At 69.8% G+C, this 15,664-nt stretch carries 16 protein-coding genes; 5 read left to right on the forward strand and 11 right to left on the reverse strand.

What is annotated here, in order from left to right; genetic code table 11:
• Position 1: 1 nt before the first annotated feature.
• Both AB0H36_RS37310 and AB0H36_RS37315 read right to left on the reverse strand, forming a co-directional pair.
• A complete protein-coding gene (locus AB0H36_RS37310) occupies positions 2-1,261 on the reverse strand; it encodes a hypothetical protein (RefSeq protein WP_360534792.1) in 1,260 nt (419 codons plus the stop codon).
• A complete protein-coding gene (locus tag AB0H36_RS37315) occupies positions 1,261-1,920 on the reverse strand; it encodes an SAF domain-containing protein (protein WP_360534794.1) in 660 nt (219 codons plus the stop codon). Before AB0H36_RS37315 ends, AB0H36_RS37310 begins: the two co-directional genes overlap by 1 nt.
• A 170-nt stretch (positions 1,921-2,090) precedes the next feature.
• On the opposite strand from AB0H36_RS37315, the gene AB0H36_RS37320 reads away from it, so the two are divergent.
• Positions 2,091-2,339 (forward strand): helix-turn-helix domain-containing protein, encoded by a 249-nt coding sequence (locus AB0H36_RS37320; protein ID WP_360534796.1) that lies wholly within the window; start codon positions 2,091-2,093, stop codon positions 2,337-2,339.
• A 12-nt stretch (positions 2,340-2,351) separates the two neighbouring features.
• Here AB0H36_RS37320 and AB0H36_RS37325 read toward each other — a convergent pair whose 3' ends face one another.
• Positions 2,352-2,897, reverse strand: coding sequence for a hypothetical protein (locus AB0H36_RS37325; RefSeq protein ID WP_360534798.1), 546 nt, complete (start codon positions 2,895-2,897; stop codon positions 2,352-2,354).
• Between the two features lie 157 nt (positions 2,898-3,054).
• Here AB0H36_RS37325 and AB0H36_RS37330 point away from each other — a divergent pair, with 157 nt between their 5' ends.
• Both AB0H36_RS37330 and AB0H36_RS37335 read left to right on the forward strand, forming a co-directional pair.
• Positions 3,055-4,212, forward strand: a complete 1,158-nt coding sequence (locus AB0H36_RS37330) for a LysM peptidoglycan-binding domain-containing protein (RefSeq protein WP_360534800.1) — start codon at positions 3,055-3,057, stop codon at positions 4,210-4,212.
• A 1-nt stretch (position 4,213) separates the two neighbouring features.
• Complete coding sequence (locus tag AB0H36_RS37335) at positions 4,214-4,831, forward strand: Rv3235 family protein (RefSeq protein WP_360534802.1); 618 nt, start codon at positions 4,214-4,216, stop codon at positions 4,829-4,831.
• A gap of 464 nt (positions 4,832-5,295) precedes the next feature.
• Here the strand turns inward: AB0H36_RS37335 and AB0H36_RS37340 are convergent, their stop codons facing one another.
• Complete coding sequence (locus tag AB0H36_RS37340) at positions 5,296-5,652, reverse strand: YciI family protein (RefSeq protein ID WP_360534804.1); 357 nt, start codon at positions 5,650-5,652, stop codon at positions 5,296-5,298.
• A 65-nt stretch (positions 5,653-5,717) separates the two neighbouring features.
• Here AB0H36_RS37340 and AB0H36_RS37345 point away from each other — a divergent pair, with 65 nt between their 5' ends.
• Positions 5,718-6,422, forward strand: coding sequence for a helix-turn-helix domain-containing protein (locus tag AB0H36_RS37345; RefSeq protein WP_360534806.1), 705 nt, complete (start codon positions 5,718-5,720; stop codon positions 6,420-6,422).
• A gap of 21 nt (positions 6,423-6,443) precedes the next feature.
• The gene (locus AB0H36_RS37350; RefSeq protein ID WP_360534808.1) at positions 6,444-7,469 is read left to right on the forward strand and encodes an aminoglycoside phosphotransferase family protein; all 1,026 of its coding nucleotides are present in this window, start codon (positions 6,444-6,446) and stop codon (positions 7,467-7,469) included.
• On the opposite strand, the gene AB0H36_RS37355 is transcribed toward AB0H36_RS37350, so the two are convergent.
• The 7 genes from AB0H36_RS37355 to AB0H36_RS37385 all read right to left on the reverse strand — a co-directional run bounded on the left by AB0H36_RS37355 (position 7,453) and on the right by AB0H36_RS37385 (position 15,555).
• The gene (locus AB0H36_RS37355) at positions 7,453-9,366 is read right to left on the reverse strand and encodes a hypothetical protein (protein ID WP_360534810.1); all 1,914 of its coding nucleotides are present in this window, start codon (positions 9,364-9,366) and stop codon (positions 7,453-7,455) included. The two genes, AB0H36_RS37350 and AB0H36_RS37355, sit on opposite strands and share 17 nt — an antisense overlap.
• Positions 9,363-10,421, reverse strand: coding sequence for a glycosidase (locus AB0H36_RS37360; protein ID WP_360534812.1), 1,059 nt, complete (start codon positions 10,419-10,421; stop codon positions 9,363-9,365). Before AB0H36_RS37360 ends, AB0H36_RS37355 begins: the two co-directional genes overlap by 4 nt.
• Positions 10,422-10,438: 17 nt before the next feature.
• Positions 10,439-11,257 carry a carbohydrate ABC transporter permease gene (locus AB0H36_RS37365; protein WP_360534814.1) on the reverse strand — a complete coding sequence of 273 codons (819 nt, stop codon included), beginning with the start codon at positions 11,255-11,257 and terminating at the stop codon, positions 10,439-10,441.
• The gene (locus AB0H36_RS37370) at positions 11,257-12,192 is read right to left on the reverse strand and encodes a sugar ABC transporter permease (protein ID WP_360534817.1); all 936 of its coding nucleotides are present in this window, start codon (positions 12,190-12,192) and stop codon (positions 11,257-11,259) included. The genes AB0H36_RS37365 and AB0H36_RS37370 overlap by 1 nt, the downstream gene beginning before the upstream one ends.
• The gene (locus AB0H36_RS37375) at positions 12,189-13,478 is read right to left on the reverse strand and encodes an extracellular solute-binding protein (protein ID WP_360534819.1); all 1,290 of its coding nucleotides are present in this window, start codon (positions 13,476-13,478) and stop codon (positions 12,189-12,191) included. The genes AB0H36_RS37370 and AB0H36_RS37375 overlap by 4 nt, the downstream gene beginning before the upstream one ends.
• 29 nt (positions 13,479-13,507) lie before the next feature.
• Positions 13,508-14,536, reverse strand: a complete 1,029-nt coding sequence (locus AB0H36_RS37380; protein WP_360534821.1) for a LacI family DNA-binding transcriptional regulator — start codon at positions 14,534-14,536, stop codon at positions 13,508-13,510.
• A 128-nt stretch (positions 14,537-14,664) separates the two neighbouring features.
• A complete protein-coding gene (locus AB0H36_RS37385; RefSeq protein WP_360534823.1) occupies positions 14,665-15,555 on the reverse strand; it encodes a nitronate monooxygenase in 891 nt (296 codons plus the stop codon).
• Positions 15,556-15,664: the final 109 nt, after the last annotated feature.

Consider the following 15,664-nt stretch of genomic DNA (forward strand, 5'->3'; position numbering starts at 1 on the left):
GTCACAGGTCTTTGGTCACCGTGTTCGCCAGCTGCTGGAGGGACTTGCGGAGCTTGCTGGACTTGGCGGCCTCGGCGAGGCTGCGACCGTGGGAGATCGCGGCATCCACCGCCGGCTGGTCGAAGGGGAGCTGCGCGGCTGCCTCGACCCCCGCGTACCGCCCGAGCGCCTCCGCGATCGCATCGGACGGTGAACTGCCGAGCGGACCCGACCGGACCCGGTTCACCACCACCCGTGTGCTGACCGACGGCACGACCGACCGCAGCTCGTGGATCGCCCGGATCAACCGCGTGAGGCCGACCGGGTCCGCCGTACCGACGACGACCACCTCGTCGGCCTCCTCGAGCGTCGCCAGTGTCGCGCCGTTGCGCCGGGGCGCCAGCGAGTCGAACGAGATCTCCTCGTCGCTCTCGATGCAGAACCCGACGTCCACGACTGTGCACGGCGCGAGCATCCGCGCAGTCGACCAGACCGATTCGATCGCCGCCGGCCGCAGCTCCGTCCAGCGGTCCGCCCGGCTCAGCCCGGTCAGCGCCAGCAGATGCGGTTCGACCTGCCGCGCATGTTTCGCCAGCATCGCCATGTCCAGCGCACCACTCGCCGCCGACCGCGCCGCGGCCGCCAGCCCCGAGGTCTCATCGAGCATCCCGAGATGCTGCGCGACCGTCCCGCCGTACACGTCGGCATCGGCCAGCAACGTCGGCACGCCCTTTACTGCAAGCTCACACGCGAGCCCAACGGCGACCGTCGTACGCCCCGGAGCACCAGTCGGCCCCCAGACCGCGATCATCCGGCCGCTGCCCTGGTTGTAGACCGGCGGCGGCTGGCCCATCGTCTCCGGCGTCGTCGGCACGAACCCACCGGCGAAGTGCGACACCGACATCGGCGGACCCGACTCGACCGCGTCGGTGATCGCCCGGCCGAGATCCTCCGGACTGACATCGGCCGGCAGGATGCGCTCGATCCCCATCCGGCTCAGCCTGTCCTCGGTGCCGAAGGGTTCGCCGTTCTCGGTCGGGTCCACGAGCGCGACCACCGCGATCCGGCGCGCATGCAGCGCGGCGACTGCGTCGGACGTGAGCCTGGGCAGATCGTCCGCGAGCAGGACCGCCCGCGCCTGCCCACTCGCGGCTGCCGCCATCACGTCGGCAATGTCGACACATCGCCGTACCACTCGAATCCCGGGCGCACGCTCGGCCCGCCGTACGACGTCTGCCTCCCACGGAGCCCCGGTCACGGCCAGGAGGACTGGTACCGACATCAGTTGCCTCGCCTGACGAGGACCGGCTCCCCCGTGCTCATCGCGGACAACGCGGCCGGCAGTCGTTGCAGGTCGTCGGGCGCCAGCCCGACCAGGACCTGCCGTCGGGCCGACCCACCCGCCACGCCCTTCACCGCGTCGGCCTGGAGCACCCGGACCTTTGCCCAGAGCAACTTCGCCTGCGACGCGTCCTTCGGGACCACCCAGATGTCGACGTCGTCACCGGCCGCGATGTCCGACGGCAGGCGCCCGGTCGCGACCGACAGCGGCAACTCGGTGCGGTCGTTGTCCGACTCGGAGACGGCCGCTTCCCGGGGCACGAACTCGCCCACGTCGACCGCGCGGCTGACGACGAGCCCCTTCAGATCGGCGTCGGCAGCGACATACCTCCCCGCGTCCTCGCCGTTGGTGAAGCGGACCCGCGCGGTCGTGAGGTCGTCGCCGGTCAGCTTGGTCCCGGCCGGCAGGTCCCGTTTGGCCGCCCAGATCGTGGTGGTGTCGTCGGCGGACGAGAGCAGCTTGGCGCCGGCCAGCGCGGTGATCGCGACCAGCAGCACGCCGAGCACGAGCCGGCCGTCCTTCCACCGGGCCCGCCGGTTGCGCTGCGCGGGGACGGACGACGCCCCGAACCCGGTACCGCGCACTGCTGTGTCGACCACGTCGAACTCCCCAGTCAATCGATCGCCATCTGAGCCGACATTCTGCCGTGTCCGGGCACCACACCGTGAACGGCTATCCACAGGCTGTCAGCCTGGGGACAAACGGGATCGTCCGATCGCCAACCATGGCAAACTGAAGGAACCAGCCACTACGTGAAGGAGCAGACCGGATGCCGACTCCGCGCTTCCTCCAGCTCGCCGACGTCGCCGAGGTGCTCAACATCTCCGCGAACCAGGTGTACGCCCTGGTCCGCCGCGGTGACATCCCCGCGGTGAAGATCGGCGGGCGCGGGCAGTGGCGGGTCGAGGCGAGTGAGCTGGAGAAGTACATCGAGCGGCTCTACACCGAGACTCGCGAGTTCATCGACGCGCACCCGTTCGGCGAGGACGCCGAGCAGTCGGAGGACGTGCACAACTAGCGGCCGCTCCGGCTAGCGGCGTCGTACCGCACAGAGCGCCTGGGTCGGCACCAGGCGCACGTTGTAGACCTCGGTCCGCCGCCGCGGCGCGTCCAGCGGATGCTCCGCGAGCTCCAGGAAGTCCGCCCCGACCCGGTCGATCGTCCCGGTGACGGGCGCCCCGCCGCAGAACAGCGTCACCGGTGAGCGGTCGCGCGCGATCCCGCGCAGCAGGTGCGTCAGGCCGAGCTTCCCCGCCACCGCGCCGACTGCCGGCTCGGCCCACGGCCCCAGCCGATGTACGGCGACCAGCGCGGCAACTGGGATCAGCCACTCCTCGGCGCGCTCGGCCTCGATCAGCAGGCAGTCCTTCCCGACCCGGGTGAGTTGACCCTGCACGGGCTCGGCGTTCGTCAGCTCCACCCGTACGACGGTGTCGACGGCGCCTCGCAGCCGGTCGAGCACGGTGATCTTGCCGACCTCAGCGCGGATCCGGTCCGCCACTTCGCCGTACAGATCCTCCGCCTGGAGCGCGTCGAACTGCGACTCCAGGTCCGCGAACAACGCATCCCACCGCATGGCGGCGAACCTACCCGATCCTGCTCACCTTCCGTGCGCCAAGCCGACGCTGCGTGACATTTCCACTTGCGAACCGGCATCACTACCGGTCTATAGTGGTCAAGCAGACGCAAACTTACGCAAACTCATAGATCAGAGGCTAAGTGGGGTGAACGCGATGATCCGAGGACTGAAGGGCCTGCTCGCCCTGGCGACGCTGGCCGCCCTCGGCCTGGCATTGCGCTGGATAACGGCCGGTTCGTACGGCGCAGCCACCAGCCACGACCTCGACTCACTGACCGTCCTGGCGGTCGCCACAGTCGCCTGGATCGCCTACGCCTGGCTCGCCCTGGCGGTCACGACAACCGCTCTGGAACAGCTTCCAGGCGTCCTCGGCGCCGCCGCCTCCGCCCTCGCCGCCCTAATCACCACCCGGACCGCCCGGACCCTCCTCCGCACCACCCTCGGTCTGGCCGCCGCGACCCCCTTGACCCTCACCACCGCCCACGCCACGCCGGCCGACGCCCCCATCAACCGCCCCTGGACCGAGCCCCGCTCCACCCTGCAGCCCACCACCGAGCACCCACCAACCAACGAACCCCGCTCCACCCTGCTGACCGGCACCACACCGAACGCAAGCACCTGGCGCACCACCGAGCCGCCGTCCACCGTCCGCCTGACCGGCTCGGCCCTATCCACCACCCACACGCAGGCTGCTAGGCCGCAGGACGTCGTGCCGCGGGATGCTCACGCGCCGCACGACCTACGGCGGGACGGTCGGACCGAGGGGGTTGTACCACTGGAGCCGCGCCGCCCTGCGCCGCAGCCGCAGACCGCCGCTCCCGACCCCAACCCGTCAGCCAAACGGACTGGCACCAACACCGGCGCGCCAGCCGACTCCCTGCCTCAGCCCGGTGCCGCGGCTAACTCCCGGTCCCAGGCCGGGGCGCCGGCTGACTCCCAGCCCCAGACCGGTGGGCCGGCTGAGGCTCGGGGTCGCCGGGGTGTGGCGGGGGATGGGCGGGTGCGGGTGGGGGTGCCGGATCGGCCTACTGCGGGGGCTGCGGTTCGGTATACGGATGTGCGGTCGGGGCAGCCGGTGCGGGTGCCTCGCCGGGTGGTCGTGAAACCCGGCGACACGCTCTGGAGCATCGCCGCGACCGAGCTCGGCCCGCAAGCGACCCCGCAGGACATCGCCTCTCGTTGGCCGGCCTGGTACGCCGCCAACCGCCAGCTGATCGGGCCCGACCCCGACCTGATTCGTCCCGGCCAGGTGCTGCGTATCCCGCCGCCCGCGACCGGCAACCCCGTGCCGCCCACCCACCAGGAGAAGTGACATGAGCCAGCAAAACCTCCCCGCGGCCCCCACCCAACGCCCGGACCAGACCGGTCCGACGCTGGCCCCAGTCCCACCTCTCACCGAGGCCGCCGACTCCCACTCGAGCCTGTCCGACGTGGCAACCCCACGCCTCCGCGCGGTTGACGTCGACCCGTCGCAGCACGCCGTACCGGCAACCGTCCGCCACGCCGGCACCATGCCCACCAACACCCTCGCCCTCCGCCACCAAGCCCTCAAACGCGTCGGCATCGCCCCCACAACCCCCAACGACCCAAGCCCCCTGCCGGATGTTCGGGTTTGGGGTGGGCGGTTGGCTCAGGCGGTTTCTGAGGTGTTGGCTGGGGATCGGCCGATTTCTCAGTTGGTGCGGTTCACGGATGATGTGGTGTTCGCTGAGCTGAATCGGCGGGTTCGGGTGCTGGGGATGACGACCACGGCGACCGGGCGTGGGGCCAAGGAGCGGAGTGCGGTTCGGTCGGTCCGGGTTTGTTGTCCGGCGACGGACGTTGCCGAGGTGGCTGCCCACGTTCGGCATGGTCATCGGTCCCGTGCGATCGCACTCCGCCTCGAGATCCGCCGCAACCGCTGGGTCTGCACCGCCCTGGAACTCGGCTGAGGGTGCGGGTCGGCGATCGTCAGCTGCGTTTCCACAGGGATCGGATGCGTGTCCACAGGGTGGCGTGGGGCTGCGGTGGGCAGACGGCAGCGGGCAGAGGTGTGAACCGCAGCGTGCCAACCCGTGTGGTTGACGACGCGACCAGAGGCCGCTCGGCGCTGTGGCGCGCGAGCGGTGCGGAGACTGGCGGAGGTGTGGGGCGGGTCGCCCCGGCGCGTTGACCGGCGGCGGCGAGTTCCTTCGCTGCTTGCTGCGCTATCGACTCGCTGGGTGGGACCGGCTGGGCCGGCGGCACCCCAGTGGTCGCCGGGCAGCCGGTTGTCTGGTGGGCTGGAATCAGCGCGGTGTTCTCTGGCATTCGTTCCCCCGAACGACGAAGACCGATCCGATCGATCGATTCGGCCAACGTACGCCGCCAGCTGCCGCAACCGGATGACAGCAACAGCACGATCGGATTGCTGTGCTCAGTCGGCGGTTGCCTCGGCGATCGATCGGGGTGGATGGACCTTGGCGAACTGCAGGTTGCCGGCGGGCATCATCCACGTCATGACCGTGACGGCCAGGCGGCCGGCTCGGACTGCGGGGTCGGCTTCGGCGTAGGTTCGGGCGGTTTCCTGGTCCACGGACCAGACGGAGAAGCCTCGGTAGCGCTCGTCGTCCTGGTCGGTGAGCGGGCCGCGGGCGAGGACCAGGCCACGCTCTTGCATATCCGCGCCGTGGGCCAGGTGGCGGTCCTGGAGGGCGGTCGCCTCCGCGTCGGTCATCACGGGCGCGTCCGGCCGGAGCGTCAGCAGGATCACGGTGTACCGGTCGAACTGCATGCTCCGACGCTAGCTGAACGGCGTGCAGGTGTGGAATTGTCGGTGGCGGGTTACAGACTGAGGTCGTGACTGAGTTCGAGCCGTATCGGGAGCGCCCCGCGCGGGTACCGGGCGCGGCTTTGTGGACCCGTACGGCGGAAGGCGGCGAGTACCGCGTTCTCCCGGACGGCTGCATGGACCTGCTCCTGATGGACGACCAACTGGTCATCGCGGGCCCGGACAGCCGCGCGTGGATCGGCTCGGCGGAGGCGGGGACTCGGTACGCCGGGATCCGGTTCGCACCGGGGACGGCTCCGCGATTCCTCGGCGTACCGGCGAAGGAGCTCCTCAACGAACGCGTGCCGCTCGCGGATCTCTGGTCACCGACGCGGAGCCGGCGGCTGGCGGATCAGGTGCGGCTGGCGGAGGTCCCGGCGTTGGCGCTGGAGCAGGCGGTGGCGGACCTGATCGAGGAGCCGCCGGATCGCTTGATCACGCAGGTACTGCGTGCCGTCCGCAGCGGGATGCTTCGCGGCGGAGCCGGCGTGCTCTCGCTGGCCGGGAGCGTCGGGCTGAGCGAGCGGCAGCTGCACCGGCGCTGCCTGCATGCGTTCGGCTACGGGCCGAAGATGCTCGACCGCGTGCTGCGGATGAACGTCGCGCTCGACCATGCGCGGACCGGGCTCGCGCTCGCGGACGTAGCCGTACTCACCGGGTACGCCGACCAAGCCCACTTCACGCGGGACGTCAAAGCACTGACTGGTCTGCCGCCACGCCTGCTCCTCAGCTAGGGCGTGTCACCATAGCTGCTTGTGAGTGAGACTCTGCGACACAACCCACTCAACGCAGTGACCGAGACCGTCGAGCGCGTGTCCTATACCGATGGACGCACGGCAGTCCGGAAGGTACTGCGCAAGCCGACAACGTCAACGGGGCCGTGGGCCGCGTCGGACGACCCGCGGCACTGGAACTACTGGCGTCGCGAGGTCGAGGTCTATCGCGACGACGAACTCCGCAAGCAACTCGCCGCCGCCGGCCTGGTCCTGCCCGAGGCGGAGGTTGTCGATCTCCCGGACGAAGCAGGGGAACCCAGGGCAGTGCTGATGATGGAGGACATCCAAGGGACCCCGGGGACCGAGCTGACGCTGGCCGGGCATGCCGCGTTGGCGCGTGCTGTGGGGCGGTGGCAGGGGCGGCCGCCAACCCATCGACCGTGGACGTCGATCGGCTTCCTGCGGGACTACTCGACGACGCGGGACGTGCCGATGGACCTGGCCGACGACGATGCGGCCTGGCAGCAGCCGTTGGTCGCAGACACCTGGCCGGACCGGCTGCGCGAGGGCTGGCGACACCTGCTTGCCCATCGCAACGAACTGCTCGAGCTGACCGAGCGGTTGCCGCGCGCCCGTTGCCATCTCGATCTCTGGGTGTCCAACGTCATCCAGCGGCCGACCGGCGAGCTTGCGTTGCTCGACTGGGCGTTCATGGGCGACGGCGCGCTGGGTGAGGACATCGGCAACCACATCCCGGATGCCGTGTTCGACTTGTTCTGGCCGGCCGAACGACTGCCCGAGCTTGCCGAGACGTGCATCGACAACTATCTGGAGGGCCTGCGCGAAGCCGGCTGGCGAGGCGAACCCGATCTGGTTCGCCTCGCCGTGATGGCGTCCGGCGTCAAGTACGCCTGGCTTCTCCCCCGCCTGCTCGCCACCGCCTCCGACGCGTCCCACAATGCCTACCACCAGCAAGCCGACAGCCACCACCTCTTCCAGCAACGCGGCCAGGCGCTGGCCTTCGTCGCCGACTGGTGCGCCGAAGCACTCAAAGCACGACGGTGAATCCACCCGGCTGGACGAGAACCCTGCCGGTCCCACCAGCCAACTGGCGCCGCGAGTGCAGAGTGCCCTGAGCCGTGTAGCTGTACGCGATGGCGCCCGGCTGGCTGCGCACAGAGAACGTCCGCGGATGCGGGTCGACGCTGGACAGCAGCACGGCGGAGCCGAGCTGCAGCGTGCTGATGCTGGGGATGAGCAGCAGCGCGTCGATCTGAGCCGTGCCGGTAGTGGCAACCGCCTCGAGGCTCGTCGCGTACGGCGGAAGCGGTCGACCCAACGTGATCGGCTGCAGCACACCCGGGGCCGCGGAGATGCCTTGCGGCCCAGGAGCGCTGTGGTCGATCTCTCCCAGGGTGGACGAGCCGGACGTCCAGCTCGTCGTACCGGGGTCGAGCAGGTTGACGACCGGGAGCACCAAACGCAGTTGCGGCGACGGCTCCAACGTCCAGACAGCCGATGATCCGGAGGTCAGCGCAACGTAGGAACCGTTGCTCCACTGGGATTCGCCGGTCCACGCGGACGGCGGAGTGACGACAGTGCCGCCGGAGGCGGACTCACCTTCGACGACCTGCAGGCCCGAGCGGGCAAGCGGCCCGGCACCCAACTGCTGGGCGAGGGCGGCGAGGGCGGGGTTGGCGTCGAGGGCCAGCATCGAGAGCTGGCCGTGGATGGTGGACTCGGCGCCGGAGTTGCGGTTGATCACGCCGTCGCCCGAGATCCCGTCGTACGTGCGCCCGGTCGCAGCGTCGTACATCGCCTCGCCGGCACGGTTCGCGCCGAAGTACCAGGCGGCGACGAACGCAGCGACCTGCCGAGTCCCAGCCAGTCCGACAGCCAGCAAGCCCTGCAGTCGAGCGTCGACGCCATAAGCGATCTGGGTACGGTCGATCGGCGCCGGCAGCCAGCCATTGTCCGGCCCGCCCGCGGTCAGCAGCAGCGGAGTGAACCCAGCCGTGTCCCCGATCGCGGGCCCGACCGGAGTGCCCACGACGGACGCGGCAGCAGCCAACGCTGACGGCATCTGCGCGCCCCACGCATGCCAGACCGCGATCGACTCACCCCAAGGCAGCAGCGCCCGGAACGGCCACTCGCGCGACGACCCGGCACTCATTGCAGCGATCCCCGAAGCGAACTGCGTCAGCGCCCTCCGAGCCCGCGCAGACCCACCAGCACGCACGTACGCCGTCAACCCGAGCACGGCCTCCGACGTCGCGTCAGCACCGTTCACGATCAGCCACGCAGGGACCCGGCGACCGTCGACGATGTGCCACTCGCCGTACCGAACCAGCACCTGCCGCACCAACGCGGCCAGCGCCAACTCGAGCCGATCCCGAAGGAACTCGGCAAACCCGCGGTCCACCCGGCGGAAGGCGGCGTACCCCTCCCCCAGCGCCCAGACCGTACGAGCGAGCCAGTACGACGGCCCGGAGTCCGACGGATCCGGAAGCTCGACCGGCTCCGCGCTGGGGTTGAGCGTCCCGTCCGGCTGCATCCACAGAACGACGTTGCCGTTGGGCGACTGCAGGTAGGTGAGACCCCGGAGCAGATCCCGGGCAACGTCGAGCCGACCACTGCGCAGGTAGACCACGGCCGCACGCGAGATGTCGTCCGCGTTGAACGCACCCTGACTGTAGGTGTCGGTCACCGGGTCGTAGGTCCCACCGCCGATCCGCTTGTACGAGCCGTCGGCTTGCCGATCCGCGTAGGTCCACAGGACGCCCAACGGCCCCGAGCCGTAAGTGCTGTGACCAGGTGCGGCCGGCGGCGTCACCGTCGTACGCAGGTAGTCGAGATGCGCGAGGTTGGTCAACCGGCCCGTGGCCGAGGCAGGCGACGTGACCGCAGACGCAGCGCCCAGAGCGAGGGCGCCGCCGAGGACGGTTCGGCGGCGGATCCTCATGACACCCGATCCAATCTGGCCACGCCGATGGCGGCGTCGGCCATTCCGTAGAAGACGTAGTGCACTCCGTCGACCTCTTCGATGGCGGTCGGGAACACCACGTTCCCGACGGTCCCGATCCGCTCTTCGTCGGTCTCCGGCACGAGCATCGGCTCCTCGGTCCGGGCGATCACCTTGGTCACGTCGGTGGCGTCGAGCAGCAGCGCGCCGGCCGCGTAGCTGACCTTCTGCGTGGTGGGGTCGAAGCCTTGCGGCTGCTCGCCGGTCACTCCGTGGTGGATCACGAGCCAGCCCTCGGGCACTCGCAGCGGTGCCGGGCCGGCGCCGATCTTGAGCTCTTCGAAGGGGTACTCCGACATCGCGACGAGCCGGTGGTTGCGCAGGTGCACGAGGTTGCGCACGTCGCGCTCGACGTCGGCGATCGGCACGAACGAGACCCAGATCCCGGGCCGGTCGTCCTTGATGCCGGCCGGGAGGTGGACCCCTTCGCCTTCGCGGAACCAGCCAAGATCCCACATCGGCCGGTGCAGCATCGCGTACGAGGGCTCGCCGTCCGGGCCGGTGACCGGTTCGGGGAAGAACACGGTGTCCTTGTTGGGGAACAGGTTCAGGTCGGTGTCGAGGTCGGGCTGGTACTCGAAGTGCAGCGGCCCGAGCCGTTCCCAGGAGCGCAGGTCGACCGAGGTGGCCAGCGCGGGTTTGGGGCCGAGCGGGCCGTAGGCGACGTAGGTCATCACGTGGGTGCCGAGCGACGGGATCCAGGTCACCCGCGGGTCCTCGACGCCGGCGTTGTTCAGCCCGCGCTCCCAGCCCTCGTCCGGGGCGAGTACGACGCCTTCGCGCCGGATGCCGACCGGGACGCCGTCGGCGAGTTCGACCTCGGCCAGGCCGACCCGGGACACGTTGCCCGGAGCAACCAGCCGGGGCAGCAGGTACAGCGTGCCGTCCGGGGTGTGGCCGGTGGCCGGGTTCAGCACCCCTTCGGCCTCGAGCTCGTTGCCCGGCTCGGGCGTCATCAGCACGCCGACACGAGTAAGGGTGTAAGGAACAGTCACAACAAAGCCTTTCAGGATTAGCCTTTGACGCCGGACGAGAGGTTCGTGGAGATGAACCGGCGCTGGAAGATCAGGAACAACGTCACCGCGGGCGCGGCCAGCACGCACGCCCCGGCGAGCACCGCGCCGAACGGGTTCGCGGCCCGCGACGACACCGTGGTCAGGTAGTTCGACAACGAGACCGCCAGCGGTTGCAGGTCCTGCTGCTTGGTGATCAGGAACGGCCAGAGGAACTCGTTCCACGGCCCGATGAAGGTCAGCAGCACACCAGTCAGCAGCGCGGGTTTCACCAACGGGATCGCCACCCGCCACAGGATGCCCAGCTCGCCGGCGCCGTCGATCCGGGCCGCGTCGAAGAGCTCCTGCGGAAGCTGGAGGAAGTACTGCCGGAACACGAACACCGCGGTCGAGTTGATCGCGAACGGCAGGATCATCCCGAGGTAGGAGTCGGCCAGCCCGTAGCTGCGCACGATCAGCACGTACAGCGGAATCGTCAGCAGCTGGAACGGCACCACCTGGACCAGCAGCATCAGGCTGAACACCAGCCCGCGACCGCGGAACCGCAACCGCGCGAGCGCGTACCCGGCGAGCACACCGAACACCAGCGTCCCGAAGATCACCCCGCCGGTGAAGATCCCCGAGTTGATCAGCGACCGGCCGAGGTTGATCTCGTTGTTGATCTCCACGTAGTTGTGGCCGGTCAGGTTCCCCGGCGACGGGAACGCCCCACTGACCGATGGATCCGGCTCGGCCTGCAGCGAACCGATCAGCATGTAGTAGAAGGGGAACAGGAACACGAACGCGCCGGCGAGCAGCGCGACGAACCGCAGCCGCATCAGTCCTCCCTCCCCACGAAGCGCCGTTCGATCAGCGCCAGGATCAGTACGCCGATCACGAGCAGCACCCCGATCGCGGCCCCGAGGTCCGGGTTCCCCTGCTCGATGCCCTTCTGGTACATCACCAGCACCGGTGACGCCGACGCCCCGTCCGGACCGCCACCGCCGGTCAGCAGGTACGGCTCGGTGAACAGGTTCGCCCCGGTCACCGTCGCCAGCAGTACGACGAGGGTCGTCGCCGGCCGCACGCCGGGCACGGTCACGTTCAGGAACGACTTCCACCGGCCGGCGCCGTCCATCGACGCCGCCTCGTACAGGTCCTTCGACACGTTCTGCAACGCCGCCAGGTACAGCAGGATGAAGAACCCGAGCTGTTTCCAGGTCACGTAGACCGCGATGGTCGGCATCGCCAGCGCCGAGTTCACCAGCCAGGACGGGTCCGGCGCGAGCGGCCCGAGGATCGAGTTCACCAGCCCGTTCGAGTTGAACAGGAACAGCCAGACCCCGACCACCGCGACGCTCGCGGTCACGTACGGGACGTAGTACGAGACCCGGAAGAACGTCCGCCACCGGATCGCCCCGTTCAACGCGGTCGCCAGTCCGAGCGCCAGCACCACGGTCAGCGGCACGTTGATCACCAGGAAGATGGCCACGTTGACGAAGGAACGCCGTACCGCGGGATCCGAGAGCACCGTGACGAAGTTGTCGAACCCGACGAACGGCCGTTCCACGATCGCGCCCGGCGCGGTGAAGAAGTAGTCGTGGAACGCCATGTACACCGCGAACCCGAGCGGGTAGGCGAACACGGCCGCCAGGAACACGACGTACGGCGTGACGAAGGCGGTCCCGGCCGGATGCTCACCGAGGATCCGGCCGAGGATCCCACCCCGGGCGCCGGGCCGCCGCCCTGCGCCGGTCGAGGCCAGTCGGGTCATGACTGCGCGGCGAGCTGATCGACCTTCTGCGCCGCGCCGTCCAGCGCCGCACCCGGGTCCTCCTGGCCGAAGATGACCGACTTGGAGTAGGCGTCCCGGAAGGTCTGCCAGATGGTGATCGAGTTCGGCACGTTCGGCACCTCGACGGTGCGGGCCGCCTGGTCCGCGAACGTCTTGTAGTCCGGGTTCTTGGCGAAGTAGTCCGCGTACGCCGACGCCACGTCCTTGCGCAGCGGCATCTGGCCGGTCGCCTCGAGGAACTTGCCGTCCTGCTCCTGGCTGGTGGCGAACTTCAGCACCTCCCACGCGGTGCCGCGGTTCTTGCAGGCCGAGTACATTCCGACGTTCTTCGCGTCCGAGAAGGTGTGGATCTCGTTCGCCGGCTTGCCGGCCGAGGTCGGCACCGGGACCACGCCCCAGTCGACCTTGCCCTTGTACGTCGCGATCGCCCACGGACCCACCACGGCCATCGCGGCGGTGCCGTCCACGAACGCGTCACCGGTGTACTTCTCCTGCGACGCCAGCTTGTCGGCGTACATGGTCCGCCAGAACTGCGCGACCTTCTTGCCCTCGTCTGAGTTGACCGTCGCCTTGCCGTCGGCGACCAGCTGCTTGCCGCCGCTCTCGGCCGCGTACAGCGGGTAGAAGTCGAACCAGGACTGGAAGAACTCGTTGCTCGGCGCCGGGTAGATGGCGAACTTCGCGGCCTTCGCGGCGACCAGCTTGCGGGAGGTGTCGAGGAACTCGTCGTACGTCGCCAGCGGCGGCTTCGCGGTGTCGATCCCGGCCTTGGCGAACGCCTTCTTGTTGTAGAAGATCATCACCGGGTTCGACTTCCACGGCAGCTGGTAGTACTTGCCGTCGGTCGACTTGTACTGCTGGGCCACGTCACCGGAACGGTCCTCGATGTACGACTTGCCGTCGCTGAACGTGTCCAGCGGCACCAGGCCGCCCTGCTTCTGGAACTGCGAGACCGAGGCCGGCGAGGTGTTGAAGATCAGGCACGGCGCGTTGCCGGCCGTGATCGCGGCCCCGATCACCTCCTCGGAGCTCTTCCCGGTCGGGATCTCCTGGGCGGTCACCTTCTGGTCCGGGTGCGCGGTGTTCCAGGCCGTGACCATCTGCTTGCCCCAGGCCACTTCTTCCTTGTTGTTCGAGTACCAGATGGTGATCGGCCCGGTGGCCTTGGCCGCGGCGTCGGCGTCACCAGCGCCGCCCCCGCCGTCGCCACACGCGGCGAGCGAGCCGGCCAGTACCAGGGCCAGCAGTCCTGCTTGCAACTTCATGGTTCCTCCAAGTGCGCCAGGGGATAGCGCTATGCGGGGGGTGGTGCGGCGGTGGAGCGCCGTACGACGAGCTCGGCGGGCGCCAGCTCGGCATCAGGTACGTCGGACTCGCCGTCGACGACCTGGTTGAGGGTCTGGGCGGCCGCCTCGCCGAAGCGGAACGGGTCGGCGCGCACGGTGGTCAGGCCGGGGTGGACGTACTCGGCCAGTTCGCTGTCGTCGAAGCCGGCGATGCTCAGGTCGTCCGGGACGGTCAGCCCGGCTGCCTGGGCGGCACCGAGGCCGGCGATCGCCATCCGGTCGTTCGCGTAGACGATCGCGGTCGGCGGCTCGGGCAGCGCGAGCAGCCGCCGGGTGGCCTCGATCCCGGCCGCGGCGGTGAAGTCTCCGGTCTCGATCGCGGCCGGCTGCAGCCCGGCGTCGGCCAGGGCCGCCACGAAGGCGGTCGACCGCGCGGTCGCGTGCACGAAGGCGGGCGGGCCCGCGACGTGCGCGATCCGGGTGTGGCCGAGCGCGACGAGGTGCTCGACGACCGCGCGGGTGCCCGGGCGGTCGTCCAGGACGACGGCCGGGAACGGCGACGTGCCGTCCGGCCGGTTCAGGGTCACCGCGGGCATCCCGAGCTCGACCAGCAGGTCGATCCGGGGGTCCTCGTGCCGGAGGTCGGACAGGAAGACGCCGTCGACGCGGCCGTCTTGGGCCAGCCGCCGGTACCCGGCCTCCTCTTCCTCGCCGGCGGTGACGACCTGCAGGACCAGGGCCTGCCCGCGGGTGGACAGCACGCTCTCGACGCCGGCGATGAAGGCGGAGAAGAACGGGTCCGAGGACAGCACGTCCGGGTCCCGGGTGATCACCAGGCCGAGCGCGAACGCCTTCGAGACCGACAGCGACCGGGCCCGGTTGCTCGGCCGCCAGCCCAGCTCGTCGGCCGCGGCGAGGATCTTGTCGACGGTCGCCTGGGCCAGTCCGGGCCGCCCGTTGAGCGCGAACGACACCGCGCCCTTGGACACACCTGCCCGGCTCGCCACATCGGCGATCGTCGGCCGCTGCTTGCTCATCACACCTCGCTCGACACGCTTTAAACCGGTTTAGACGACATCTAAACCGGTTAAAACGCCGGACGTCAAGATCTCAGCGATGGTTGTGATGTGGTTCAAGGCGCAGCGCGGCGGGAGGTAGCCGGCGGTCAACGCGCGGCGTCGAGGTACCTGCGGTAGCCGGCGAAGGAGCGCACGACCTCGTCGGCGGTCGACTGGGAAGTGAGCGCGCCGACGCCTTGGCCTGCGTAGATGGACGCGCGGGCCGGGTCGGCGGAGCGGACCCCGGTCACGTAGTCGTCGTGGCCGGCGTCGTCGGCCTTGAGCTCCTCCTCGCGGCCTTCCCACGAGTCGAAGTAGGCGTTCCGGAGCGCCCGGCCGCCGAACTCGTCCGGCCACCCCGCCCGTGAGGCCGCGTCGAACACGGTGCCGTACACCGTGTCGGTCTCGTCCGCCTCGATCACCCGCGCCCGCACCGAGTCCGGCGTCAGGGCCTCGGCACAGGTGAGGAACGCCGTACCGACCCAACCGCCGGCCGCCCCAGCAGCCAGTACGGCGGCCAGCCCGCGCGGACCGGAGATGCCTCCGGCCGCGAGCACCGGGAGGTTGGTGAGGTCGAGAATCGCTTGCAGCAAAGGAAGTGTGGCGACCGCGTTGCGCCCGTGACCGCCGGCCTCAGCGCCACGGGCGACGATCGCATCCACCCCGGCGTCGATCGCCTCCCGCGCGTCGGCCACCGTCCCGGCCTGCATCGCGACGACGATGCCTTCCTCGTGCAGCGCCCCGACGTACGGCGCATAGTCGCCGAAGCTGAGCGACACGAGGGCAGGCTTGAGCTCGAGCACGGCGTCGAGGTGCTCCGGGTGATCCTTGACGGACCACGCCATCAGGCCGACGCCGTACGGCTTGCCGCCCTCAGCCGCGACCGCGCCCTCGGCCCGGATCCAGTCGGCGCTCACCGCGGACCCGGCGCCGAGCATCCCCAGCCCACCGGCTGCGGAGATCGCGGCGGTCAGCCGACCGCCGCTCACGTTCGCCATCGGCGCACCCACCAGCGGAACGGACAATCCAAACTTCTCCGTCAGCCACATCCCCCCACACCACCACATCCCCCACTCCCTGGCCATGACGCGCCGCACAGCCGGAGCT

Source organism: Kribbella sp. NPDC050820, from assembly GCF_040653975.1.
Taxonomy (GTDB): domain Bacteria; phylum Actinomycetota; class Actinomycetes; order Propionibacteriales; family Kribbellaceae; genus Kribbella.

What these genes read in the sequence shown, in the direction of transcription:
- AB0H36_RS37385 (WP_360534823.1), bottom strand. Translation starts at nt 15,555, where the DNA reads ATGGCGAACGTGAGCGGCGGTCGGCTGACCGCCGCGATCTCCGCAGCC.
- AB0H36_RS37310 (WP_360534792.1), bottom strand. Translation starts at nt 1,261, where the DNA reads ATGTCGGTACCAGTCCTCCTGGCCGTGACCGGGGCTCCGTGGGAGGCA.
- AB0H36_RS37380 (WP_360534821.1), bottom strand. Translation starts at nt 14,536, where the DNA reads ATGAGCAAGCAGCGGCCGACGATCGCCGATGTGGCGAGCCGGGCAGGT.
- AB0H36_RS37365 (WP_360534814.1), bottom strand. Translation starts at nt 11,257, where the DNA reads ATGCGGCTGCGGTTCGTCGCGCTGCTCGCCGGCGCGTTCGTGTTCCTG.
- AB0H36_RS37370 (WP_360534817.1), bottom strand. Translation starts at nt 12,192, where the DNA reads ATGACCCGACTGGCCTCGACCGGCGCAGGGCGGCGGCCCGGCGCCCGG.
- AB0H36_RS37320 (WP_360534796.1), top strand. Translation starts at nt 2,091, where the DNA reads ATGCCGACTCCGCGCTTCCTCCAGCTCGCCGACGTCGCCGAGGTGCTC.
- AB0H36_RS37325 (WP_360534798.1), bottom strand. Translation starts at nt 2,897, where the DNA reads ATGCGGTGGGATGCGTTGTTCGCGGACCTGGAGTCGCAGTTCGACGCG.
- AB0H36_RS37335 (WP_360534802.1), top strand. Translation starts at nt 4,214, where the DNA reads ATGAGCCAGCAAAACCTCCCCGCGGCCCCCACCCAACGCCCGGACCAG.
- AB0H36_RS37375 (WP_360534819.1), bottom strand. Translation starts at nt 13,478, where the DNA reads ATGAAGTTGCAAGCAGGACTGCTGGCCCTGGTACTGGCCGGCTCGCTC.
- AB0H36_RS37355 (WP_360534810.1), bottom strand. Translation starts at nt 9,366, where the DNA reads ATGAGGATCCGCCGCCGAACCGTCCTCGGCGGCGCCCTCGCTCTGGGC.
- AB0H36_RS37330 (WP_360534800.1), top strand. Translation starts at nt 3,055, where the DNA reads ATGATCCGAGGACTGAAGGGCCTGCTCGCCCTGGCGACGCTGGCCGCC.
- AB0H36_RS37340 (WP_360534804.1), bottom strand. Translation starts at nt 5,652, where the DNA reads ATGCAGTTCGACCGGTACACCGTGATCCTGCTGACGCTCCGGCCGGAC.